We start from the raw sequence: 25,130 nt of genomic DNA on the forward strand, positions 1-25,130 counted from the left end.
TTATGTTTTGAGTCTATGCGGTTTTTTTATCTTCCAAAGCTAAATTTTTGGCCCAAACAATAGCTTGTTCGAGAGATTTGAATTTTTTCATTCTACTTCGCATAAAAAGCTTTTCTAAAGCGCTATTAAATAGCGTGGTCGGGTTGCTACTAACTACTGCATATGCTCTTAAAGAATAACTGAGCCTAAAAAAGTTGATCCAATCGCTGGGTACAACCGAGTAGGCGTTTACTCTATTTGTGATGTAAACTAAGTTTTTGCCATTGTTGTCATATATATGGCTCAATTCCTCTACTACCTTTTTTCCATGATGTTTCCACGTATATACAACATCCTCGTTGATCTCACCTATCACAAAGGTTTCGAATAAGTAATAATTTCCAAAATCGTAGTTAATTTCCTGAATAGCTTCTTGGTAGAAGATGGTGTCTTTCAAATACTGCATGGCACAAAAATATAACAATTACATTTGGCAATTGTTTATCACGTTTATTTCTAATGGATTATACGATTATTAACAAATTTTATCGATTATTGACAAGGTGTTATTTCAAATACAAGGATTAAAAATCTTTTAGTTATTTCTAATAAAGTAGCTTTGTACTTGTACTACATTGTTTAACATCTCTTAATGAAACAACATACTATCGAGCACTTAAAGAATAAATATAAAGGCAATGAGATCGAAACACTTGTGCTGGAAAATCAAAATGGAACCCGTTTGAAGGTGTCTAATTTTGGAGCTTCTATACAAAGTTTTGAAACCCCTGATAAAGATGGGAAGCTGACCAATGTTATTGTAGGACTAGCATCATCACGAGCCTATATCGACAAATATATTAATGGAGAATCCATTTTACTTGGAGCAACGGTGGGTCGGTATGCAGGCCGTATCTCAACCGATGTGCTGAGAATCAATGAGCAAGAGTTTCCCATTTATCATGAAAACGGAATTCATTTGCATGGAGGCAAACATGGTTTAGATGGGAAATTCTGGAAAGTTAAAACTATTGATAACGATACTTTGAGGGTAGTTTTCGAATATAAGAGTGAACATTTGGAAGAGGGTTATCCCGGTAACGTATTAATTACAGCCAGCTATCAATTAACAGAGATTAATGAGTTAAAGATAAGTTATTCGGCAACTTCTGATAAGGATACTGTAATAAACTTAACGAATCATGCGTATTTCAATTTGGATGGAGCAGGTTCGATTAAAAATCACGAACTTCAGCTTAATAGCAAAGAAATGCTTGAAGTGGATTCAAAGTTGATTCCGACAGGAATAATAAAACCTGTAGCAAACACAGCTTATGATTTTAGAAAACCTTCAACGTTGAATGAATTACATACAATCGAAGGGTTAGACGATACTTTCATATACGAGGATACAATACTTCCTAAAGCTGTACTAAGATCTTTGCATTCCGGGATCAAGATGGAAGTGTATACAAACCAGCCAACTGTTGTTATTTATACACCTAAGGAGCTTCCACAATGGAAGTATGCCAACAACACGATTTATGATGATTTTCCCGCTATTTGTTTCGAAAATCAAAAACATCCAGATGCACCGAATCACCCGCATTTTCCTTCAACACTTCTAAGACCGGGAGAGGTTTATGAAAATACAAGTGTTTTTAAGTTTGGAGTAGTTTAAGTCCTGAAGATTGTGATCAAAATAGTTAACATCAAGTTCTAGTCAAACTGGTTCGCTAAGTACGACCTTAATCAATCCTATGAATGGGAAGTGGTGGAAGAGGAACAGGCAGAATAAAGTATTATTGTACCTTACTTCCCAATACAAAAATTAGCAAAAATATTACCCAACAGATCATCAGAAGTAATCTCACCGGTAATTTCGCCAAAATGATAGAGGGCTTGGCGTATATCGATAGCCATAAGATCACCTGATAAGCCGGAGTCTAGACCGTATTGAACTTTTTGTATTTCTTCTAAGGCCTTAAGCAAAGCATCGTAATGTCTTGAATTGGTAACAATAGTTTCATTACTATGTAGGGCTCCTGTATTTACAAAGTCCAATAGGTGTGTTTTAAGCGCTTCGACACCAATATTTTGTTTCGCAGAAAGTAAGTGAAGATCAGGGATTTCGCCAACGAGTTTATCCTGTTCATTTTTGGCAAGTGCATCAATTTTGTTAGCAACAACTAGTAAAGGTTTGAGAGGATATTTGTTTTTGATTTTACCAATTTCAGTGGTTAGCAGTCTTAAACGATCCTCGGTTAGTGATGAGCTATCAAACAGATATATGACAACTTGTGCTTGCTCAATTTTTTCAAATGTTTTTTTAATACCAATACTTTCAACAACATCTTTGGTATCGCGAATACCGGCGGTGTCTATAAATCTAAAACCTATACCACCTATAACGATCTCATCCTCAATAGTATCCCGGGTAGTACCTGCAATTTCAGAAACAATAGCACGTTCTTCATTGAGTAAGGCGTTGAGTAGTGTAGATTTTCCAACATTGGGTTCTCCGACGATAGCGACCGGAATTCCATTTTTGATGACGTTACCAACAGCAAAGGAGTCAATCAGTCTTTTCAAAACGGTGGTGATTTTAGAAATCAAAGTTTCAAACTGTGTACGATCTGCAAATTCAACATCTTCCTCGGCAAAATCAAGTTCTAATTCTATCAGAGAAGCAAAATTAAGTAGTTCATCGCGAAGCTGTTTGATCTCACTGCTAAAACCACCCCGCATTTGTTGCATGGCAATTTGATGTGAAGCTTCAGAATCAGATGCGATTAAATCTGCCACAGCTTCTGCCTGAGATAGATCTAATTTACCATTGATAAAAGCTCTTAGTGTGAACTCTCCCGCTTGCGCTATTCGGCAGCCTTTACGCAATAGTAATTGTATGATTTCTTGCTGAATGTAACTTGATCCGTGACACGAAATTTCGATAGTCGGTTCCCCGGAATATGAATTGGTACCTTTGAAAATAGAAATCAAGACTTCATCCAATACGCGATCACCATCCACAATATGACCTAAATGTATTGTGTGAGATTTTTGTTTTCGCAAATCCTTAGCATGTATGGACCTAAATATAGAGGCTCCAATTGAGATAGCATCTACACCCGAAACTCTAATAACGGCAATTGCTCCCGCGCCGGAAGCTGTAGCTAATGCTACTATCGTATCTTTTGAAATCATGAAGGCAAAATTACATAAATTTTACAGGCAATGATAAAAATACGATAGTATTACATAGCAGATCAGAATTAATTCTAATGTTGGTTGGTCCTAAAATCTGAATACGCTTCCATACCGTGCTCATGACTATCCAAACCATCAATTTCTTCTTTTTCAGAGACTCTTAGCCCTAATGTAAATTTGATTGCTCCCAGAAATAATAAAGAAAACAGCATACAGAACACTCCGATAAGTAATACACCAATTCCCTGGATTGCAAGTTGATCAATACCTGCTTTGTTACCAAAGATACCCACAGCTAGGGTTCCCCAGATTCCGCAAATCAGATGCACAGCAATTGCTCCCACAGGGTCATCAAGTTGTAACTTGTCGACAAGTTTAATCCCCAGAACAATAACAATACCCGCTAGCAATCCAATCAAAATAGCATCTGTCGGACTCATTTGATCAGCTCCGGCGGTTATCGCAACCAGCCCTCCCAGAATACCATTAAGAAACATAGTGATATCATAGTTTTTGTAAAGTAGAGTTGAAAAAATAAAGGCTGTAACTCCTCCGGCGGCAGCGGCTAACGAAGTTGTAACTAAAGTCAACGAAGTAGCTGCCGGATCGGCAGATAATACAGACCCTCCGTTAAAACCGAACCATCCCAACCATAAAATCAGGACACCCGCAGATGCCATGGGAATATTATGACCGGGTATTACTTGTGGATGGCCATTTTCACTGAATTTACCTAACCGGGGACCTAAAAAATAAACAGCGATCAATGCTGCCCAACCACCAACAGAATGTACCAGAGTAGAACCTGCAAAATCGTGAAAACCCGTAGCTTTCCCAATTTCGAGTGAAGACAAAAAGCCGCCTCCCCATTGCCAGGATCCTACGATGGGATACACGATTCCGATATAGAGAATCGTAAAAAGCATAAAGCTTCCCAGTTTTATACGCTCCGCTACAGCACCGGATACGATCGTTGCTGCTGTTGCAGCGAACATGCCTTGAAAAAGAAAATCTGTCCAAAAGGTATATCCTGAGTTATAGGATAAATCAAGTAAGCCTTCAGCTGTCATAGGTGAATCTAATCCGAAACCGGCAAATTTTAAAATTCCTAAGCCGTCAGCTTCAAATCCCGGATACATTAAATTGAAACCGATTAAGCAATATAATAACAAGCCTATGCATATTATAAAAAGATTTTTGAATAAAATATTAATCGTATTTTTTTGGCGGGTTAAACCAATTTCCAAAAAAGAAAAGCCCAGATGCATAAAGAAGACTAAAGCAGTGCAAATCATCATCCAAACATTGTTTATAGTAAGTATTTCCATTATAAATTATAAGTTTTGCGTGGTTAATATTTTTTGGTTTAGGATAGTGTTTCTACGCCTTTAGTTGCAGTACGTATACGATATGCTTCAGTAATGTCTGAGACAAAGACTTTACCGTCTCCGACTTCGCCTGTTTTTGCGGCAGTAAGAATTGCATCAACGGCCACAGTTTCTTTGTCATCTGGAATGACAAGTGATATAAAACGGCGTTGTATATCGGTAGTGCTATATGATACGCCGCGGTAAACACTGCCTTTCTTTTCGTTACCGACCCCGGTGACATCCCAATAGGAGAAAAAAGTTATGCCTACATCATGCAATGCTTCTTTTACCGTGCGATACTTAGACCTTCTTATAATAGCCTCAATCTTCTTCATAAAGTTTATTTTATGGTTATTTCTCGATAAAACTATATAATTTTAATATATACCCCATGAAAAATAGGGGTATTGATTGTATTTTTATGTAATATTAATTATTAGCCTATAAATATTTAGGGTATGTTAATTTTTAATAGAAATAAAGAGAATTTCTTAACGGAGTAGAGGTACACACTGAGTATAGGTGTCTTTTTTGAAAAATGGCATTATCAATATCGCATTTTGATCAGTACATTTTGTGATTTCAATATTCTGTCACATATTTTTTTAAAGACTTCAGAAAAATGAAGGTGAATAGATCAATTTTACATTGTTTTTCAAGCAGTTTGACTAATTTAAGCATCAGGATAGGATAAAAAACGAACTCATTTGTATGGAACAACAAGGATTATATCGTTCAGAATTTGAACACGATGCCTGTGGAGCAGGATTTATTTGCAGTCTAAAAGGAGAAACCTCTAATACTATAATTCATAAAGCCTTAGAAATTTTAGATAAACTCGAACATCGAGGTGCGGTAAGTTCTGATGGAAGGACAGGAGATGGTGCTGGTATTTTAATCGATATTCCGCATGACTTCTTCAAAGAAGTTTGCCCCTTTGAACTTCCTGAAACAGGAGAGTATGCAGTGAGCAATGTTTTTTTACCGAGAAAAGAAAATCAATTAAACTTCTGTATTCAGATTCTTCAAGATTGTATTGAGGAGCAGGGTTTAGAAGTGCTTGGTTGGAGAGACCTGCCGGTGGATCCTACTTGCTTAGGAAAAATAGCTGCGAAGACACAACCTAATATCAAACAAATTTTTATAGGAAAGGGTAAGACAGACTTGAATGCCTTCGAATTTAATTTAAAATTATTTGTACTTCGCAAAAAAGCAGAACAATTAATTTACAGTTCTAAACTATCGGAACAATCATTTTTTTATGTACCAAGTCTTTCTACTAAAACTTTAATCTTCAAAGGGTTATTAATGCCCGAGGATATTAAGTTATACTATAAGGATTTATTAGATACCAGAGTAGTTACACGCTTAGCGTTGGTACATCAACGTTTTTCAACCAATACGTTTCCAACATGGGATTTAGCACAACCTTTTAGGTATATGTGTCATAATGGAGAGATTAATACTTTACGTGGGAATGTTTCGCGTATGCGCTCAAGAGAAGAACTTTTAGAAAGCTCGTGGTTTGGAGAAGAGATCAAAGCAATTCTGCCTGTAGTACTGCCTGGTAAATCGGATTCTGCATCCATGGACATGGTCGTAGAATTGTTAGTAATGTCCGGTAGATCTCTTCCTGAGGTGATGATGTTATTAGTTCCCGAAGCTTGGGAAAAGAATACTCAAATGTCTGATGCTAAACGTGCTTTTTACGAATACCATGCCTGTATGATGGAGCCGTGGGATGGACCGGCATCGATTCCGTTTACAGACGGTAATTATATCGGAGCCATTCTGGATCGTAACGGATTACGACCATCACGGTATTCGGTTACCAAAGATGGCTTTGTAGTGATGTCATCAGAGACCGGCGTGCTGGAATTAGCACCAGAGAATATTTTAAAACATGGCAGGTTAGAACCGGGTAAAATGTTTCTGGTCGATATGGCACAAGGCCGTATCGTCGATGACGAAGAGATTAAAGAAAAAATTGTAAAGGCGTATCCGTATCGAGAATGGCTACATGAAAATATGGTACATCTTAGGGATATCCCTTATAATACCTGTCCTTTATTTATAGGAGAAGAATCTGTGGCAAAAAGAAAGCAAATCTATGGCTATACCGTTGAGGATATTGATCGTATCATCCTTCCAATGAGTGAACAGGCAAAAGAGCCCATCGGATCCATGGGAACAGATACACCGATTGCTGCTTTATCAGAAAAACCACAACTACTATATAATTATTTTAAACAACTGTTTGCACAAGTAACGAATCCACCCTTAGACGGGATTCGTGAAGCCCTGATCACCGACATTAGCCTTACCTTAGGAGCAGATACTAATATTTTTGATAGAACAGCAGCGCATTGCAATAAATTAAAAATTCAGAATCCTGTAATCTCAAAAGAAGATTTAGATAAAATTAAAACGTATACCCAAAAGGGGTTTAAGGTGACCGAAGTTTCGATACTTTATAACATACATAAAGGTCTCAATGGGATGGAGCATGCTTTAGCAGTCCTTATGAAAACGGTATCTGATGCCATTGATAACGGAACTAATATCATTATTTTATCAGATCGTAAAGTAAGTAAACATAGAGCGCCAATTCCAGCGCTGCTAGCATGTTCTTATGTAAACAGTAGATTACAATCGCTAAGAAAAAGGTCCAAAGTAAGTTTAATAATTGAATCAGCAGAACCCCGGGAGGTGCATCATTTTGCCTTGCTTTTTGGTTATGGAGCCAGTGCAATCAATCCATATTTGGTAAATGAGATTATTACCGAAGAAGTAGAGAATCATCCCAACCCTGAGCACACAGCAGCACAAGCGATAGCTAATTTTAACCTTGCTGTCGGTAAAGGAGTCCTTAAAATTATGAATAAGATAGGAATTTCAACTTTGAACTCCTATCGAGGTTCTCAACTATTCGAATGTATAGGAATTAACGCCAAAACTACGGCTACCTATTTTAAGAATACAGTATCCCGGATTGAGGGAATAGGTATCAAAGAAATTGAAAAAGAAATAGCGAAACGCCATAACAAAGCTTTTTCTACATCAAATAGTGCTATTGACAGCACCTTAGAGATTGGTGGGCAATACCGATGGAGACGCACAGGTGAAAAACATCAATTTAATCCGCTTACTGTTGCAAAACTACAGCAAGCCGTAAGAGATAATAATCCTAAAACGTACAAAGAATATTCTGAATTAATCAATGAACAATCCAAACAGTTGATGACTATTCGCGGTCTGATGGAGTTTTCCAATTATGACCCCATCTCAATAGAGGAGGTAGAACCTTGGACTGAGATTGTTAAACGTTTTAAAACCGGAGCCATGTCTTATGGTTCTATAAGCAAAGAGGCTCATGAGACCCTTGCGGTTGCGATGAATCGTATAGGTGGTAAAAGTAATTCTGGAGAAGGAGGAGAGGATCCCGAGCGTTTTTATAAAAATGTTGACGGGGATTGGAAAAATAGTGCCATTAAGCAGGTAGCCTCCGGACGTTTTGGAGTTACTTCTAACTATCTTACTAACGCCAGCGAAATTCAGATTAAGATGGCTCAGGGGGCAAAGCCGGGTGAAGGCGGACACTTACCGGGACCAAAAGTCAATGCAGAAATTGCTAAAACCCGTAATTCTACACCTTATGTAGGATTGATTTCTCCACCACCACATCATGATATTTATTCTATAGAAGATTTATCCCAATTGATCTATGATCTCAAATCTGCCAACAGAGCTGCGCGAATCAATGTGAAATTGGTATCAGAAATGGGTGTGGGTACAGTTGCTGCCGGCGTTGCAAAAGCAAAAGCCGATGTTATTCTGATTTCAGGATTCGATGGTGGTACAGGAGCTGCACCGCTTACTTCATTACGGCATGCAGGATTACCATGGGAGCTTGGGCTTGCAGAGGCACAGCAAACATTAGTTGGCAATGACTTGCGTAATCGAGTGGTAGTAGAATGTGACGGACAGCTTAAAACAGGAAGGGATGTGGCCATTGCCTGTCTATTGGGAGCCGAAGAATTTGGGTTTGCAACAGCACCCTTAGTCGCATCAGGATGTATCATGATGCGCGTGTGTCATTTGAATACTTGTCCTGTTGGGATAGCTACTCAAAATCCTGAATTACGTAAGAAATTTAAAGGGAAGCCCGAGCATGTCATTAATTATATGTATTTCGTAGCGCAGGAGTTACGCGAAATCATGGCACAATTAGGGTTTAAAACGATTGATGAAATGGTGGGTCAGGTACAAAAAATAAACAGCTTGTCAGTCGTAGATCACTACAAAGCTTCAGGAATTGACATTTCTCCGATTTTACATAAAGTAGCAGTACCTTCTGACGTAAAACTATACCATACTACCTCGCAGGATCACGAGTTGCAAAAAGCGTTGGATTTCAAAATTATAGAGGAAGCACATCCGGCAATTTTCCGGAAGGAAAAGTTAACGCTATCACATAAAATAAAAAATACAGACAGGGCCGTTGGTGCAATTTTAAGTAATGAAATCTCTAAAATATATGGCGCCGGTGGATTACCTGAAAATACGTTGAAAATTAAATTTACAGGAGCTGCAGGTCAAAGTTTTGGTGCTTTTGCCACACGAGGCCTCACGTTAGTAGTTAATGGAACGACTAATGATTATTTGGGTAAAGGTTTATCGGGTGCCAAGCTGGTGATTCGCGTACCGGAGGGTACCACTTTTGTACCTGAAGAAAATGTTATTACAGGGAATGTCTCTCTGTATGGCGCAACTTCTGGAGAAGCTTACATAAACGGTAAAGCCGGAGAGCGTTTTTGCGTCCGTAACTCTGGTGCCCTGGCAGTTGTGGAAGGCGTAGGAGATCATGGCTGTGAATATATGACAGGAGGTACGGCAGTTATTCTTGGAGAGGTCGGAAGAAACTTCGGAGCCGGAATGTCCGGAGGCGTTGCGTATGTGTATGATGTGGATAATACTTTTTTAAACCAATGTGGAGCTGGTGAATTGATTATTGAGCCAGTAACATTAGCGGAAGATCGCATGGTTTTAAAAGATCTGATAGAAAAGCATTTTGAGGCAACACTAAGTCCCAGAGCACAAAGCATATTACAATCGTGGGAGAAAGAAATTTTATATTTCAAAAAAGTGATACCCGAAGAGTATAGACAAGCATTGTTACGCTTGGAAAAGGAAAAACAATTAGCCAACGCATAAAAATAAACCATGGGAAAAATAACAGGATTTTTAGAATATGAGCGAGAAACTGAAGTATACGTAGATGTTGCAGAACGTACTAAAACGTACAAGGAATTTACACAGCCGCTCCCCGAAAAAAGTTTGAAAAACCAAGGAGCACGCTGTATGGATTGCGGTATCCCATTTTGTCATAGCGGTTGTCCTTTAGGGAATTTAATTCCTGATTTTAACGATGCAGTGTATAAAGGAAATTGGAAAGAGGCTTCGCAAATTCTACATTCAACAAATAATTTTCCCGAGTTTACGGGGAGACTTTGTCCTGCACCGTGTGAAGAAGCATGTGTTTTAGGAATCAATGAGGATCCGGTGGCTATTGAGATGATTGAAAAAAATATTGTAGAACGTGCATTCGATGAAGGATGGATAACACCTAAAATACCATCTTTAAAGACTGGAAAAAATATAGCAATCGTTGGTTCAGGACCCTCAGGTTTGGCTGCTGCACAACAACTTAACAATGCGGGGCATGAAGTAACGGTTTTTGAGAGAGACGCTCATGTGGGAGGGCTTTTACGATATGGTATTCCCGATTTTAAACTCGAAAAACATATTATAGAGCGACGAATACGTATTCTTAAAGATGAAGGTGTACTTTTTAAAACCAATTGTACTATTGGTGCGGATATTACCATCACTCAATTACAGGAGAATTTTGATGCTGTGTTGCTATGTACGGGAGCTAATCAGTCACGATTGTTGAATATTCCCGGAGCTGAAAATGAAGCGGTCGTACCTGCAATGCATTTTTTATCACAAAATAATAAACGTGTAGCCGGACAACCGTTTGATGAAAAGGAGATCCTGGCAAGCGGTAAGCATGTTATTGTGATCGGAGGCGGAGATACCGGATCAGATTGTATCGGAACCTCGATACGACAAGGTGCTGCCTCGGTAACTAATTTTGAAATTATGGATAAAGCGCCTGCCACTCGTCCCAAGGATCAACCATGGCCCTACTGGCCAATGAGGTTGCGCACCAGTAGTTCCCATGAGGAAGGAGTGGATCGTAATTGGGCTGTGGCTACTAAAGAATTTTTAATTGATGAAGAAGGAAATTTGAAAGGATTGATCACGGTACAGGTTAAATGGAAAAAGAACGGAGGACGGTTTGAGATGATGGAAATTCCGGATACACAGAAAGAGTGGCCCTGTGAGCTGGCTTTGTTGGCACTTGGTTTTACAGGTCCCGATCCTAAATTGGCACTAGATGCAGGTTTAGCTACCGATCAGCGTTCTAATTATAAAGCATCCCCGAAAAATTATAAAACGACTGCGTCAAACATTTTTACAGCGGGAGATGCCCGTCGGGGACAATCCTTAATCGTTTGGGCAATTTCTGAAGGGCGTGAAGCAGCCTATCATATAGATAAACATCTTATGGGGTCGTCTAATTTACCACGGAAGGGAGAAGGAGATTTGCCACGCATATAAAAACTTAGATACAGGGAAAAAAGAAACCTTCAGCTCTATTTAATAGGAGCTGAAGGCTTTTGCTTTACGCTTCTCCGCGAGCCGGATACTCTTCTTTTTGAATGTAATCAATAGCATTCAAAATATCTTTAAAGGAAGGTCTGGCAAACGGCATAGTCTGTACGGCAGAAAAGTATAAGGTTCTATCCGGTTTTACCAGAAATACACCAGGTTCAGAAAATTTTTCAGGTTCTTTATCGCTGATACCTTCTGATACAAATAATCCCCAGTTTCTGGCCTCATCCATTGATAACTCATAACCTACAGGGAGCGACGGAATTTTCCATTGGTCGCCTGTTTTTTTTGCGCGTTCTTCGCTATCTCCACTAATTGCAATTACATTTACTCCGCGTTCGACAAAATCATCAAGACGTGTAGTAAGATCTTCCAAGTATTTCTTACAAACAGGACAATGAAGCCCTCTATAGAAAACAAGTAAAGAATAATTATCGGGATTTTGGTCAGCTAATGACCATTTGGTATCGTTTATTAAGTCTAACTCGAGTTCAGGTACTTTTGTTCTTGGTTTAATCATATCTTTTTTTTCGAAGATACACGTTGTCATAAGGATTCTGTCTTAAGGTTCTTAGAAGCTATTGTTAAACTATGTGAAGTGTTACTGATTTTTCAAATTTTAGTAACGCATGTTTTTCTTCAGGAAACGTAAAAACTTCTTTTATCTTAATACCTTTGATCTCTTTTATGCACTTCTCAAAAATCATATAGTATAATGAGTTATAATATTGTTCTTATCGAACCAGAAATTCCGACAAATACCGGTAACATCGGTCGCCTAAGTTTAGCGTCAGGCTCAAGTTTACACTTAGTCAAACCCTTTGGTTTTGAGTTGAGTGATTCAAGAGTGAAACGGGCCGGTTTGGATTATTGGCAACATATCTCCTTACATATCTACGAAAGTACCGAAGAGTTTTTTACTACACATCAGAACGAAAAAATGGCATTTCTCTCCAGTCACGGCACTAAAACACATTACGACATTGATTTTGAGGATGATATGTTTTTGATTTTTGGGAAGGAATCATCAGGTTTGTCCCAACAGATTACCGAAAACAACGAGGACCGGTTGTTTACGATTCCTATGTATAGCGAACATATTCGTAGTCTAAACCTAGCAAACGCCGTGAGCATTGTAGTATATGAAGGCTTACGTAGTATTAGATAAAATCGCTTACGTCGGACCTAAAAAGGTAACTTCTTTAAATCTACGTTGCCTCCGGATAGTATGATACCGATCTTTTTATTTGCAAAACGTTCTTTGCTTTTGAATACTGCAGCAAGAGCAGTGGCAGAGGAGGGTTCTACAATAATTTTCATACGTTCCCAGATAAGTTGCATAGCTGCAATGATTTCAGTTTCTTCCACACGAATTATGGCCTCAATATGATCGCGTATAACGGGAAAATTTAAGGAGCCCAGTTGTGTTTTAAGACCATCTGCTATGGTGTTGGTCGTAGTATTAGTTTCAATCTCTCCACTGATCAGTGAGCGATAGGCATCATCTGCTTCACTGGGTTCGGCTCCAATTACTCTACAGCCCGGATTTTTAGCAAGGGTTGCCAGAATTGTCCCAGCGACAAGTCCGCCGCCACCTACCGGAGTAATAATGTAATCAAGATCAGAAATTTCAGAAAGAAGTTCCAGCGCTGCAGTTCCCTGACCAAGAATCACATCCCAGTTATCAGATGGATGCAAGAAAGTAGCACCTTTATCGAGAACAATTTGATTTGCCGCATGTTCTCTGTCTACTAAGGTAGGCGGACACTCAATAATCTCTCCTCCATAGCCTTTGACAGCATCTTTTTTAACCTCTGGCGCAGTATTGGGCATCACGACAAATGCAGGGACGTTTAAGCTTTTCGCAGCTAGAGATAATGCTTGTGCAAAATTTCCAGAGGAGTGGGTTACAACGCCTTTGGTTTGTTGTTTTTTAGATAGTTGCAGGATTGCATTTACCGCACCTCGCATTTTAAAGGCTCCCATTTTCTGAAAGTTCTCACATTTGAAAAAGACCTGGACACCGGATTGGTTATTTACCGTTTGCGAGGTAAGCACGGGCGTATTATGTATATATAATTGTATGCGTTTATGAGCATCCAAAATTTCTTGTGGATTCGATTTCATATTGTGAATTTTATACTATGTATCCAAGTGATCCTCCAATTTTGTCGTGTTCCAATTTAATTTTTATGGTTCAAGGGCATGTACGATGTTAGTACTTTGTCATAGAATAAGAGAGTTAAAATATAATAGTTTACAACGCTAAAATCTTCTTAAGTTCTTCATCGCTAATAGTCAATAGTCCTGCTTTTGGCAAGCGTTTGGTTAAAGTTCTCCAATTGTCATCCTGCTTAAAGATGTTTTTGAAAATTGGCAATGCTGCCTCCAACTGTTTATTATTTGCCATGGCGATAGCTTTCCAATATTTCATCTCAAGATTCTCAGGGAATAACTTTTCTGCAGCGCCGTAGGATTGCATAGCTTTATCCATATCACCATGTTCAATATCCAAATCTCCTTGATTCATATACTCATAAGCAGTATGTACTTTTAACAAGCGTTCTAGTTCTTGTAATGGATTTTGATGATCGTCTACACGTAAATTAATTTTTTTATCCTGCCACGAATTTTTTGCGGGTTTGGCATTAACGACAATTAAAGCTGCTGACTGCTTTCCACGGATATCTCCGCCGGTATTTTGAGCTGCTTGTAAAGTTTTTAAAACACGTTCCCCCAGCGGTAAATCATTATGCTTTTTATAGGCTTCAGCCATTGCAGGAACAACTTTATCGTTGAGCATCATGTTGGCCTGAACCGAAAAATTATCTCCAACAATATGATGCGCTGATTCCACACAATTATCTCCCGTGTGAGCAGAAACATTTCCTGAAGCATCGAGAAACGCAACCTGGCGATAGGCTTTGCCGCTATCCTTAGCAATGAGTTGTTTGAGAGCATCGGTAGCTGAGGTGCCTTTTTTCATTAGGGCTAGTCCTTCCGGACCAAAGGCTGGATTCACAAAAGATTGTGTAGCGACCACACCCACTCCCGACTGTCCCCATGATACCAGATTGCCAACAGAGAACCAATGACTTTGAACACCCACCGCCATCTCACCTGTCACCGTATCTCTGGCAACTATAGAATAGGTATGAGCAAACTGATCTTTATATACGTTTTGTGACTGCATAGAAAAACTTGTAATAAGTAAACAAACACCTATAAAGTACTTAAAAATGGAAGGTTTCATATCAAATTATTTTTTTAAACATTAAAGATATAAAGTTTTAAGGCAGGATCATAAATAATATACCGGGCAAGTCATTTTGTTACTTACAATAAATCACTTATCAAAAAGGTTCAATCACACTAATGATGATTGAACCTTTTGTTAATTTTTATATGTTATAAAACGTTTAGCTATTAAGCATCACAGGCATAACAAGCATCGTTACCGTTTCACCTTCATCCAGACCATCAACAGGAGTAAGGATACCTGCGCGGTTGGGAAGTGACATTTCTAACTGTACGTCATCGGCATTAAGATTGTTAAGCATTTCGCTTAAGAAACGGGAATTAAAACCAATCTGCATATCATCTCCTTGATAATCACAGGTTAATCGCTCCTCGGCCTTATTTGAATAATCGATGTCCTCTGCTGAAATGTTAAGCTCAGCACCCGCGATTTTTAAACGGATTTGATGAGTTGTTTTATTCGAGAATATAGAAACCCTGCGTACAGAATTCAGGAATTGATTTCTGGCAATAGTTAATTTATTTGGATTTTCTTTAGGAATTACGGCTTCATAATTCGGATATTTTCCGTCAATGAGTCTACAAATCAGCTGCGTTTCATCAAACGTGAATTTTGCATTAGATTCGTTATATTCAATCACTACATTGCTATCACTGCCTGCTAGAATCCCTTTCAAAAGATTCAAAGGTTTTTTAGGCATGATAAATTCGGCTACTTGCGATGCCTTAATATCTTCGCGGGTATATTTTACCAACTTGTGCGCATCTGTAGCAACAAAAGTTAAGCCTTCGGTAGAAAACTGAAAGAATACGCCACTCATTACCGGTCTTAAATCGTCATTACCGGTAGCAAAAATTGTTTTGCTAATTGCTGTAGCCAGTACATCACCCAACATCTCTGTCGAACTAGGATCTTCTAACTCAACTGCTTTGGGAAACTCTTCGCCATCAGCAAATGCCAAAGCATATTTACCGTGATTAGAGCTGATCTCAATCGTATTATTCTCTCCTGATACGAACGTTAGGGGTTGTTCTGGAAAAGTTTTTAAGGTTTCCAAAAGTAGCTTTGCGGGTACTGCAATAGTACCGGTATCTGAAGATTCTACATCCAATTTCGCAGACATGGTAGTCTCTAAATCTGATGCGGAAACCGTTAAATTGTTCTGATCTAATTCAAATAGAAAATTATCTAAAATTGGGAGCGTATTGCTGTTGTTTATGACTCCACCTAATACCTGAAGTTGCTTTAATAAGTATGAACTCGATACTATAAATTTCATGTGTGACGTGTTATGTACGATTTACGCAAATATAATTGTAATCTGTAAGGATTTTGGCATGGATAAAAGCATAGTTATTAACAAACATTGGGGAGTTATTTACTTTTTTGAATAAAAAGTATTTAATTTTTGATTCGAACTGTTACCCGAGTAAATCATCTATATAATGACCGGTATGGCGAGGTTCGGCAAATTTGGTTTTGTTATACGACGCAGACGCATTTTTTGGAATGGAAAGAGATTGCCATGCGTTACCTTGGGAGCGTTTACTCAGATATACAATTTGACCAATATGATAAGCATAGTGGGTGAGTTGTCGGTTTAAGGCTTCGGGAATGGTATGTGCTGCATTCCTGATATAAACAGGGGTGTGAATTGTCGTTTGGGTAATTGAAGCGATGGCTTCAAACAAACAAAGCCAGCCGGTATTCCAATGATGTAGTACTTCCTCTTTAGTTTTCAAAACATCCTTAAACTCCATATCCCGATTTCTCCAAGGTTTTTCCCCATCACTGGTTAAAAAATCAGTCCAACGAGATTTCATATTTCCGCTTAAATGATGCACTATAATAGCGATACTATTAGAAAAAAGATCCGGTCGTATGAACAAGGCAGTGTTAGAAACCTGATCAATAGCTTTGTCACCTAATGCTTTGTAGTATTCAAATTGCTTCTTAATACTTATAATCCATTCTAAATCTTCCATTGCAAATTACTTATAAAGAAATGAGTATCAATATACTATATTTTCTTGGAAAATGATATGGGTAGTTACAGCCTTATCGTTGATATTTTCGTTTACGAAGATAGGAGAACAGGAAGCCGAAACTAGCTAATAACAACAAAGGTAAACCAAGATTAAGCAGCTGATAGGTAGTTTTATCTGCTACTACTTTCTCGATATCAAGAAATGCGACATTTACTTTACGACCTCTCACCGTCATTAAACCGGAATCATCCAATAGATAATTAACAGCATTGAGTAAAAATTCCTTATTCCCATATTGCAAATTCATGTAGGGATCATATCCCAACGGGACGGGTTGATTTTTGCGTGTACTGTTTTTAATGACATCACCATCGGCAACGATAATCATAGCAGTCGGTTCGCTTTGCTCTCTGATTGAATCTAAGGCAAATGGTTTAATGCGGTTATTATAAGTGGATTTAAAGGATCCTTCTAACAATACTGCAAGGTTTTGTGGCCCTTCAGTATAGGTGCTCAGATTAGGTTTTTGACGAATTATATCTAAAGAGATTACTTGTGGAATTCCCTCTAATTTTGATTTAGCAGAACTGCTAAGTAAAATAGTTTTATCTATTGCATTGGCCAGTGTGTCAATTTGATTTGAAAACTCAAATTTGACAGCTTCTATATTTTTTACAATAGGATGCTCTGAGGTGGGTTTGGTCAACGAGCTAAAAAACCAGGGATAGGGAGTAAACTGTGTTTCATTAGCTTCTCCTGCAGCGAGTACTATCGGAGCTGAATACAAATCATTTACTAAGACCGGATTGATACGTGCTCCGTAAGAGAAAAACATATCGCCTAAGCGCAGATCTTGAATCATTGCGAGCGCACTGCCCGATGGATTAAAAAGACTATCTAGTTCCATCGACACCGTCTCTGTCAGCCAAATAGATTTACCCCCGTTCATTACAAACTGATCCATCACCAGCTTTTCTTTTTCTGTAAAAGCTTCGGTGGGTTTGGCGTTAATAATAAGATCAAATTCTTTTAATTCGGTAAGCGTTTTTTGAGGATTACTGCTTACAGAATCCAGTGTAAAAGCGCCAACAAAATAATACTCTTGAAGCGTTTTAATAAAATCTGCAACATGCACGTCAGGCAATTGCCCATTTCCTTTCAACACGGCAATTTTATACTTTTTAGGGTGTAATAGTTTGGTTAATGCATCGGCAAAGGTATATTCTAATTGTTGTATGGATGCATTTACGCGCTCTTCGGAGGTGGCTCCGATCGTGTTTTTGATCAACTGAACTTTTACACTTTTATTTTGATAACTCAATATAGCCCAGGGTACGAGTGTTTCAATATTGGTTTTACCATTTTCCTGTACGCTCACCTCCATGGGAGTTAATCCAAATTCCTGTAATTGCTGTAGTGTTTCAGTTTGAAAATCTACTTCTTCCAACGGATTGGTGAAGGCATATTGCAGGTTGTTAGTATGTGCACTAAATTCTTCAAGGAGTTGCTGAGTCTCAGCTTGCAGTCGCTTAAATTCCGAAGGAAAATCACCTTTTAAAAGAACATCAATAGTTACAATTCCCGCAGTATCTTCCAACAAATTAGTAGTTGCTTCCGATAAGGTAAAACGTTGGTCATAGGTCAAATCAAAACGTTTATAGAAAGAAGTGGTTATGGTATTTATTACTACGAGTCCAATGGCAATTCCTGCAATCAATTTGATTTTTTTACTGGGACCTCTTTTTGAAATGGTTACTATGGTCGCCCATACAAAAGCAACAATCACACTCAAAAAATAGAGGATATCTCTAGTGTCTAATACCCCTCTGCTAATACGATCATAATGCAATTGAATCCCGATAAGATTAAAGATAGACGTAAAGTCATCTGTTCTTATCAAAGAGGCTAAAGCATCAAAACCAAAAAACATGATAAAACACCCTAACAAGGTAGATATAAATGCAGTAATTTGATTATCTGTAAGTGCAGAACAGAAAATACCAATACCGGTATACAGCGCACTTAATAATAGCAATCCTATAAAAGATCCTGTAAAACTGCCGATATCTATGATGTCTGTGCTGTTCTTTAATTGAAAAATGGTAAACAGATACAACAGGGTGGGGAGTAGGGCGACCAAGATTAATAAGAAATTACCAAGTACTTTACCAAGCACAATCTGTAATAATGTCAGCGGTTTGGTCAGTAACAATTCAAACGTACCTTGTTTTTTTTCTTCAGCAAAGCTACGCATGGTAATTGCAGGAACCAACACCAATAGTACCCAGGGTGCCAATTCAAAATAAGGAGTCAAATCTGCAAATCCACTATCAAAAACATTGTAGGGTCCTTTAAATACCCAGAGAAAAAGTCCGGATATAGTCAAGAACACTGCAATAATCAGATAACCGATGGTGGAGGTAAAAAATGAATTAAACTCTTTTTGTAGTATAGCGATCATACGATTTGAAACGTTGTAATGTTATGGAGCAAGTATATTAATATTCCTGTACACTCCAGGCTTCAGGTTTTTGATTAAAATGTTTTTTGGTGTTCGCCCAAATATCCTTAAATAATTTGGAGTCACGATACGCATTAAGATGAGCCTCTGATTCCCAATGACTATAGGTGAAAAATTGATCTGTATTGTGAATATCCCGTATTAATTTAAGGTGAGTACATCCCTCAAAACTGTTTATTTTGTCCTTTTTAGTGTCAAACATTGCCAAAAACTCTTCAATACCTTCGGTTTTGAATCCCATTTTTACAATTCGGATAATCATATTTTCTTTCTTTTATTTAAACGTCCTCTTCTTCAAAAATGATACTTACGGTATCCTGATAATGCAGGCCAAACAGGCTTGAAGCGCCTCCCACGGTTCTTGGATTACTCTTGTATATCGCTAACTCAAGATAGCCCGATGAATTAAATATCGCTAACTTTTTACCATCTTCTTCACGTTTGCTTTTTTCGATATCAAAATTTATCGCATCACTATATTGCTCATAGATATGTTCAAATACTGCTGTACGTGCCATTATTTTAAAGTTACGTCCTTTGCCCACATCTTCAAAAAACTTGCGAGTTACATTCGTAATCAGGTTGCCATAATTATCGATATATAAAATACTCGCGACAATTTGCTTATCCCCCACATTAACAATAGGTGTGATCCCTTTAATCATTTTTAAATCCGTGATGGTTTTACCAATTACCTCAAGCGTACCACCGCGAGCAATATGACAGGCTACGGTAACAAAAACGTCAAGAACCGGAAAATTAGTGCCAATAGCATCATGAATATTAATTTCTACAGTCTTTTCAGGTCGATATTCTGACGCAATTAAACTAATTAAGCCATTATTAGCGCAAATAAAATAGTGATCGTCTAGTAATACCGCAATATGTTTATTTTCCGGACTCAATTCACTATCAATTCCGATGATATGAATGGTACCTTTGGGAAATGATTTGTAGGCGTTTTTAAGAATGTATGCTGCTTCTGTTATATGGAACGGCGAAATGTCATGTGATATATCAACAATAGTGATTTGATCCAATTCTGAATGGATAGCCCCTTTAACAGCAGAGACAAAGTGATCTTTGAGTCCAAAATCTGTAGTTAAAGTTATGATCGGCATGTGCGAGAATTGTTAATATCTTTTAGTTATAAGCGCTTAAAAAAATGTAAATTTGTTATGAAGTTATGAAATGCTTTCAAAATCGTTATAAACGACAGGTTTACTGTACATTTTTCGGTTAAAAAAACATCAAATAACTTCAGCAAACTTAGTTAATCCAACAAACAATTCATACTAAAATTTCTATAGCTTTTGAATGAACTTATTATAGAACTGACAGAGATAAATCCGAGAGAGCTTTTCGGAGATCAGAATAGTAACATACAACTTCTCAAAAAATATTATCCGAAGCTAAAAATTGTAGCCCGCGGGAGTAAGATCAAAGTTTACGGCGACGAAGATTTACTGGAAGAATTTGACGCACGTTTTACCATGCTAACTGAGCATTTTGCTAAGTACAACAAGATTGACGAAAACGTAATCGAACGGGTTTTAACCAGTCAGAGCAAAGCGGATTATGAAACTTCGGACATCAGCGGTGAGATTTTAGTGCATGGTACCGGAGGAAAATTAATAAAACCACAGACGGCTAATCAACGCAAGCTAGTTGAATCGACTTTTAAGAACGATATGGTATTTGCCATTGGTCCTGCAGGAACCGGGAAAACTTATACGGGTGTCGCATTGGCGGTAAAAGCACTGAAAGAAAAACAGGTAAAGCGTATTATCTTAACTCGACCCGCTGTAGAAGCAGGTGAAAATCTTGGTTTTTTACCGGGAGATCTTAAGGAAAAATTAGATCCGTATATGCAACCTTTGTATGATGCGCTACGGGATATGATTCCGCACGAGAAGTTAGAGAGTTTTATTGAGAAAGGAGTGATTCAAATAGCACCGATGGCTTTTATGCGAGGTCGTACACTTGATAATGCATATGTGATCTTAGATGAAGCGCAGAATACCACACATGCTCAAATGAAAATGTTCCTTACGCGAATGGGTAAAAACGCAAAATTTATCATCACGGGGGATCCGGGACAGATTGATTTGCCACGTCGTGTCATTTCGGGACTTAAAGAAGCGTTATTAGTACTTAAAAATGTAGAAGGCATTGGTATCATTCATTTAGATGATAAAGATGTGATACGTCACCGATTGGTGAAAAAGGTAATTGCCGCCTATAAAGAAATTGAACACCGTAACGAATAAAGATATAACCAAACAACAACACAACACCGTAGATTTTTACTATTCATGAACACAATTACAGATACAAACTATACGTTTCCCGGACAGCAATCCGTGTATAAAGGAAAGGTTAGAGAAGTATACACTTTGAACAATGACCTTCTGGTGATGATTGCCACTGATCGCTTGTCAGCCTTTGATGTAGTGATGCCAAAAGGGATTCCGTTTAAGGGTCAGATTTTAAATCAGATTGCTACTAAGATGATGAAAGCCACCGAAGACATCGTTCCTAATTGGTTGCTTGCCTCTCCGGATCCTAATGTCGCCGTTGGGAAAGCATGTACCCCTTTCAAAGTAGAAATGGTTATACGTGGCTATCTTTCAGGTCATGCTGCGCGCGAATATTCAGCCGGTAAGCGTGAGCTTTGTGGTGTGGCCATGCCCGAAGGGATGAAAGAAAACGATCGTTTTCCTTCACCTATAATTACTCCTTCTACGAAAGCCGATAATGGAGCGCATGATGAGGATATTTCGCGTGAAGTTATTTTAGCCAAGGGGATTGTAAGTGAAGCTGATTATCTAGTATTGGAAGACTATACACGTAAGTTGTTTGAGCGAGGTACTGCTATTGCAAAAGAAAGAGGACTTATTCTGGTAGACACAAAGTATGAGTTCGGAAAAACAAAGGACGGCGAAATAGTTTTAATAGACGAAATCCATACACCGGATTCTTCTCGCTACTTTTATGCAGATGGTTACAAGGAGCGACAGGAAAGAGGAGAAGCACAGAAGCAGTTATCCAAAGAATTTGTAAGGCAATGGTTAATCGCAAATGATTTTCAAGGAAAAGAAGGTCAGCAGATTCCTGAAATGACAGAGGAATATATTAAATCTGTATCAGATCGGTACATTGAATTGTATGAAAAAATTACCGGAGAAACTTTTAAGAAAGCAGATGTGAATGCGATTGAAAAACGGATAGAAACCAATGTGCTGAGCTATCTGAATTAAATAATTCGTTTGAAACTAACAGTAACTATATAGACATGCGACTATTCATCAGTTTTGAATAGTCGCTTTCAATTTCAATTAATTCATACGCAAACATCTGTAATTTAGTGAATTAAATAGAAGGTAAAAGTAGGTATAACACAAGAATTTTATAAATAAAACGTTTAACAGTATACATACCTTGGTCGAAAGGTCTGTTTTTTGGATCGTTTTATTTTAAAACATCAACAATAAGAAACCCTAAATCTTACATTGATGAAAAAAATTCTATATATACTTTCGTTCATATTAATTCTCCTTTTTGCGGGGTATACGTTATACTCTAGCAAACCACAAAACATTTCAGACTTTGATAGTCCTGAAGAAGCGTTCTCTACTTATAGAGCCCTTGAACACGTTAAAAAAATTTCTAAAGAGCCACATTATTTAGGTAGTTTAGCCCATGAAGATGTAAAAAGCTACATACTAACGGAACTAAAAAAGCTCGGATTGTCACCCGAGATACAAGAGGGATTCGCTGTTAATGAAGATGGAAAACTGAGTAAGCCTCAAAATATCCTTGCACGAATCAAAGGCGCGTCGGGAGATAAAGCATTGCTCTTACTTTCTCATTACGACAGCAGTCCGCATTCTGCCAATGGAGCAAGTGATGCTGGTAGTGGGGTCGCAACTATTTTGGAAGGCTTGAGAGCTTTTCAGGCACAAGGCATTACCTTAAAAAACGATATCATTATTTGTTTTACCGATGGCGAAGAACTAGGACTCAATGGAGCCAATCTGTTCGTGTCTAAGCATCCATGGGCTAAGGATGTTAGCCTTGCATTAAATTTTGAAGCCAGAGGGAGCTGCGGAGATTCGTTTATGCTTGTTGAAACGAACGGAGGCACCGGTTCACTAATTGCGGAATTCGAGAAAGCAAATCCCGAATTCCCGGTAACCAATTCATTGGTCTATAGTGTCTATAAACTTTTACCTAATGACACGGATCTCACTATTTTGAGAAAGCAAAAGGATATTGATGGTTTCAACTTTGCTTTTATAGGGGATCATTTTAATTACCATACTGCCGGAGATACCTGGGAGCACCTTGATTTGAATACACTAGAACATCAAGGAAGTTATTTAATGCCATTAATAGCGTATTTTGCTACAGCTGATTTATCAAAGCTAAAATCAGAGGATGATGTAGTATTTTTTAATGTTCCGGAACTTAACATCATAAAGTATCCAAGTTTTTGGATTTATCCAATGTTGGGAGCAGCCATCTTAATTTTTGTAGCACTCATCATCTACGGAAAAACTAAATCCAGGATTAACTTACAAGAGTTACCAACTGCGTTTTTGGCAGCTGTAATTTCCATCGGATTGGCGGGGGGATTAGGCGTAGGTTTGTTTAAAGTTTTGACTATTTTATATCCAGGATACAACGAAATTCTTCAAGGATTTACATTCAATGGTTACTACTATATTGTTGCTGTAGTACTTATAGGTATAGCAGCTTTTTTTAAGGTATATAGTATTTTTGAAGACTCACAAGAGCTTCCAAGTATTATGATTGTTCCTTTGTTTTTTTGGATGTTGATCTGTGGCGCAGCAGCATTTTTTCTTGAAGGAGCCAGCTATTTTATTATTTTGGTATATTTTGGTTTACTCTCTTTATTTGTCATGATCCATGTCAAAAAACCGTTTCCAATTTTAATCTTAATATTCTGCTTGCCGGCCATTTTCATCTTAACGCCATTTATAGCAACTTTCCCGGTTGCGCTGGGGCTTAAATTTTTATTTATATCCTCAGTTTTGACGGTTCTATTGTGTATGCTCCTCCTCCCGGTGGTAGGTTACTATATAAAAAAAGGATTGGTAGGTTCAATTGCGTTTTTAGGAGCCTTAGGCTGTATTGGTTTCGCGCATTTTTACGCTGATTTTGATACTGACAATCCAAAACCGAATAGTTTAGTATATATTCTCAATGAGGATCAAAATAAAGGGTATTGGGCTTCGTATGATTATGTTTTAGATCCTTGGACCCAAAATTATATAGATAGCGATGCGAACCAGATCAAAAGATGGCATCAAGATACACTGACAAGTATGTATAATAATGTTTTTACCTATATCAATCAAGCTCCGTTGACAGTATTGAAATCTTCTCAGGTTGAAACGGTTTTTGATAGTATTGAGGGAACTACACGATATCTTAGGGTTCTTATAAAGCCTCAAAGAAAGATCAATCGTATTGACCTGTTTGTTGCTAGTTCTTTCAAATTCGATAACTTACAAGCTAACGGTGTACGTCCACTAGATTATACAGATGGAAAAGACAGTCGGGTTTATAATGCATTTACCAGTCGGCAGAGTAATCGATTACTTACGTATTATATGAGAGATAATGAACCCCTTGAATTGAACATGAAATTTCAAAAAGACAGGTCACCCACATTTGTTATGTATGAATCCTCATATGACCTTCTTGCTAATGAAGATTTGTCTATTCCCGAACGCGATGCAGCAATGATCCCAAAGCCTTTTGTACTAAATGATGCTGTAATAGTTAAGAAAACAATCAAATTGGAGTATAGTGAAAAGAAAAAGGATACGATAAGCTTGGAAAATTTAAGAACTTAAATGTGAACAATTTACCCAAGCCATTCAAAGAGAAGGCTTGGGTTTTTTAATAGTGTTACTCAATTTTCGGTTTGTTTTTGCCGTTTAATTCAGCGTGAAAGACACAAGTAAAATATATTTCTATAGGTGCTGAATATAAGCTAAGCGAATACCATGCAATTCATATGATTTGTCAAGCAT

General features: G+C 38.0%; 19 protein-coding genes. 7 read left to right on the forward strand and 12 right to left on the reverse strand.

Features of this window, described 5'->3' with window-relative positions; all coding sequences use genetic code 11:
• Positions 1 to 13: 13 nt before the first annotated feature.
• On the reverse strand, positions 14 to 445 hold the full coding sequence (locus tag ACJRPK_RS12980) for a hypothetical protein (RefSeq protein WP_407140505.1): 432 nt from the start codon (positions 443 to 445) through the stop codon (positions 14 to 16).
• A gap of 186 nt (positions 446 to 631) precedes the next feature.
• Between ACJRPK_RS12980 and ACJRPK_RS12985 the strand changes: the two genes are divergently transcribed.
• Entirely contained in the window at positions 632 to 1,660 is a 1,029-nt protein-coding gene (locus tag ACJRPK_RS12985) for an aldose epimerase family protein (protein WP_407140507.1), read from the forward strand.
• A gap of 131 nt (positions 1,661 to 1,791) precedes the next feature.
• On the opposite strand, the gene mnmE is transcribed toward ACJRPK_RS12985, so the two are convergent.
• From mnmE to ACJRPK_RS13000, 3 genes are all read right to left on the reverse strand, one after another.
• Positions 1,792 to 3,183 carry a tRNA uridine-5-carboxymethylaminomethyl(34) synthesis GTPase MnmE gene (gene mnmE, locus ACJRPK_RS12990; RefSeq protein ID WP_407140508.1) on the reverse strand — a complete coding sequence of 464 codons (1,392 nt, stop codon included), beginning with the start codon at positions 3,181 to 3,183 and terminating at the stop codon, positions 1,792 to 1,794.
• 74 nt (positions 3,184 to 3,257) lie between these two features.
• The gene (locus ACJRPK_RS12995) at positions 3,258 to 4,514 is read right to left on the reverse strand and encodes an ammonium transporter (protein WP_407140509.1); all 1,257 of its coding nucleotides are present in this window, start codon (positions 4,512 to 4,514) and stop codon (positions 3,258 to 3,260) included.
• Positions 4,515 to 4,552: 38 nt separating this feature from the next.
• Positions 4,553 to 4,891 (reverse strand): P-II family nitrogen regulator, encoded by a 339-nt coding sequence (locus ACJRPK_RS13000; protein ID WP_407140511.1) that lies wholly within the window; start codon positions 4,889 to 4,891, stop codon positions 4,553 to 4,555.
• Positions 4,892 to 5,267: 376 nt separating this feature from the next.
• Between ACJRPK_RS13000 and gltB the strand changes: the two genes are divergently transcribed.
• A complete protein-coding gene (gene gltB, locus ACJRPK_RS13005; RefSeq protein WP_407140513.1) occupies positions 5,268 to 9,770 on the forward strand; it encodes a glutamate synthase large subunit in 4,503 nt (1,500 codons plus the stop codon).
• A 9-nt stretch (positions 9,771 to 9,779) separates the two neighbouring features.
• Positions 9,780 to 11,243, forward strand: a complete 1,464-nt coding sequence (locus ACJRPK_RS13010) for a glutamate synthase subunit beta (protein WP_407140515.1) — start codon at positions 9,780 to 9,782, stop codon at positions 11,241 to 11,243.
• Between the two features lie 64 nt (positions 11,244 to 11,307).
• Here ACJRPK_RS13010 and ACJRPK_RS13015 read toward each other — a convergent pair whose 3' ends face one another.
• Positions 11,308 to 11,847 carry a peroxiredoxin-like family protein gene (locus ACJRPK_RS13015; protein ID WP_407140517.1) on the reverse strand — a complete coding sequence of 180 codons (540 nt, stop codon included), beginning with the start codon at positions 11,845 to 11,847 and terminating at the stop codon, positions 11,308 to 11,310.
• Positions 11,848 to 12,012: 165 nt separating this feature from the next.
• Between ACJRPK_RS13015 and ACJRPK_RS13020 the strand changes: the two genes are divergently transcribed.
• Entirely contained in the window at positions 12,013 to 12,465 is a 453-nt protein-coding gene (locus ACJRPK_RS13020) for a tRNA (cytidine(34)-2'-O)-methyltransferase (protein ID WP_407140518.1), read from the forward strand.
• Between the two features lie 17 nt (positions 12,466 to 12,482).
• On the opposite strand, the gene ACJRPK_RS13025 is transcribed toward ACJRPK_RS13020, so the two are convergent.
• From ACJRPK_RS13025 to ACJRPK_RS13055, 7 genes are all read right to left on the reverse strand, one after another.
• Positions 12,483 to 13,424 carry a pyridoxal-phosphate dependent enzyme gene (locus ACJRPK_RS13025; protein WP_407140520.1) on the reverse strand — a complete coding sequence of 314 codons (942 nt, stop codon included), beginning with the start codon at positions 13,422 to 13,424 and terminating at the stop codon, positions 12,483 to 12,485.
• 130 nt (positions 13,425 to 13,554) lie between these two features.
• Positions 13,555 to 14,550, reverse strand: coding sequence for a DUF1028 domain-containing protein (locus tag ACJRPK_RS13030; RefSeq protein ID WP_407140522.1), 996 nt, complete (start codon positions 14,548 to 14,550; stop codon positions 13,555 to 13,557).
• Positions 14,551 to 14,716: 166 nt separating this feature from the next.
• Positions 14,717 to 15,835, reverse strand: coding sequence for a DNA polymerase III subunit beta (dnaN, locus tag ACJRPK_RS13035; RefSeq protein WP_148783027.1), 1,119 nt, complete (start codon positions 15,833 to 15,835; stop codon positions 14,717 to 14,719).
• Positions 15,836 to 15,977: 142 nt separating this feature from the next.
• Positions 15,978 to 16,541 carry a DUF1572 family protein gene (locus ACJRPK_RS13040; protein ID WP_407140524.1) on the reverse strand — a complete coding sequence of 188 codons (564 nt, stop codon included), beginning with the start codon at positions 16,539 to 16,541 and terminating at the stop codon, positions 15,978 to 15,980.
• Between the two features lie 73 nt (positions 16,542 to 16,614).
• Entirely contained in the window at positions 16,615 to 19,005 is a 2,391-nt protein-coding gene (gldG, locus tag ACJRPK_RS13045) for a gliding motility-associated ABC transporter substrate-binding protein GldG (RefSeq protein WP_407140525.1), read from the reverse strand.
• 37 nt (positions 19,006 to 19,042) lie between these two features.
• Positions 19,043 to 19,327, reverse strand: coding sequence for a putative quinol monooxygenase (locus ACJRPK_RS13050; protein ID WP_407140527.1), 285 nt, complete (start codon positions 19,325 to 19,327; stop codon positions 19,043 to 19,045).
• A 16-nt stretch (positions 19,328 to 19,343) separates the two neighbouring features.
• Positions 19,344 to 20,186, reverse strand: coding sequence for an S-adenosyl-l-methionine hydroxide adenosyltransferase family protein (locus ACJRPK_RS13055; protein ID WP_148783024.1), 843 nt, complete (start codon positions 20,184 to 20,186; stop codon positions 19,344 to 19,346).
• A gap of 192 nt (positions 20,187 to 20,378) precedes the next feature.
• On the opposite strand from ACJRPK_RS13055, the gene ACJRPK_RS13060 reads away from it, so the two are divergent.
• The 3 genes from ACJRPK_RS13060 to ACJRPK_RS13070 all read left to right on the forward strand — a co-directional run bounded on the left by ACJRPK_RS13060 (position 20,379) and on the right by ACJRPK_RS13070 (position 24,950).
• Positions 20,379 to 21,335, forward strand: a complete 957-nt coding sequence (locus tag ACJRPK_RS13060) for a PhoH family protein (protein WP_148783023.1) — start codon at positions 20,379 to 20,381, stop codon at positions 21,333 to 21,335.
• A 45-nt stretch (positions 21,336 to 21,380) separates the two neighbouring features.
• The gene (locus tag ACJRPK_RS13065) at positions 21,381 to 22,325 is read left to right on the forward strand and encodes a phosphoribosylaminoimidazolesuccinocarboxamide synthase (protein WP_407140528.1); all 945 of its coding nucleotides are present in this window, start codon (positions 21,381 to 21,383) and stop codon (positions 22,323 to 22,325) included.
• Positions 22,326 to 22,580: 255 nt separating this feature from the next.
• A complete protein-coding gene (locus ACJRPK_RS13070) occupies positions 22,581 to 24,950 on the forward strand; it encodes a M20/M25/M40 family metallo-hydrolase (RefSeq protein ID WP_407140529.1) in 2,370 nt (789 codons plus the stop codon).
• Positions 24,951 to 25,130 lie beyond the last annotated feature (180 nt).

It is taken from the genome of Aquimarina sp. 2-A2, from assembly GCF_045505135.1.
Taxonomy (GTDB): domain Bacteria; phylum Bacteroidota; class Bacteroidia; order Flavobacteriales; family Flavobacteriaceae; genus Aquimarina; species Aquimarina intermedia.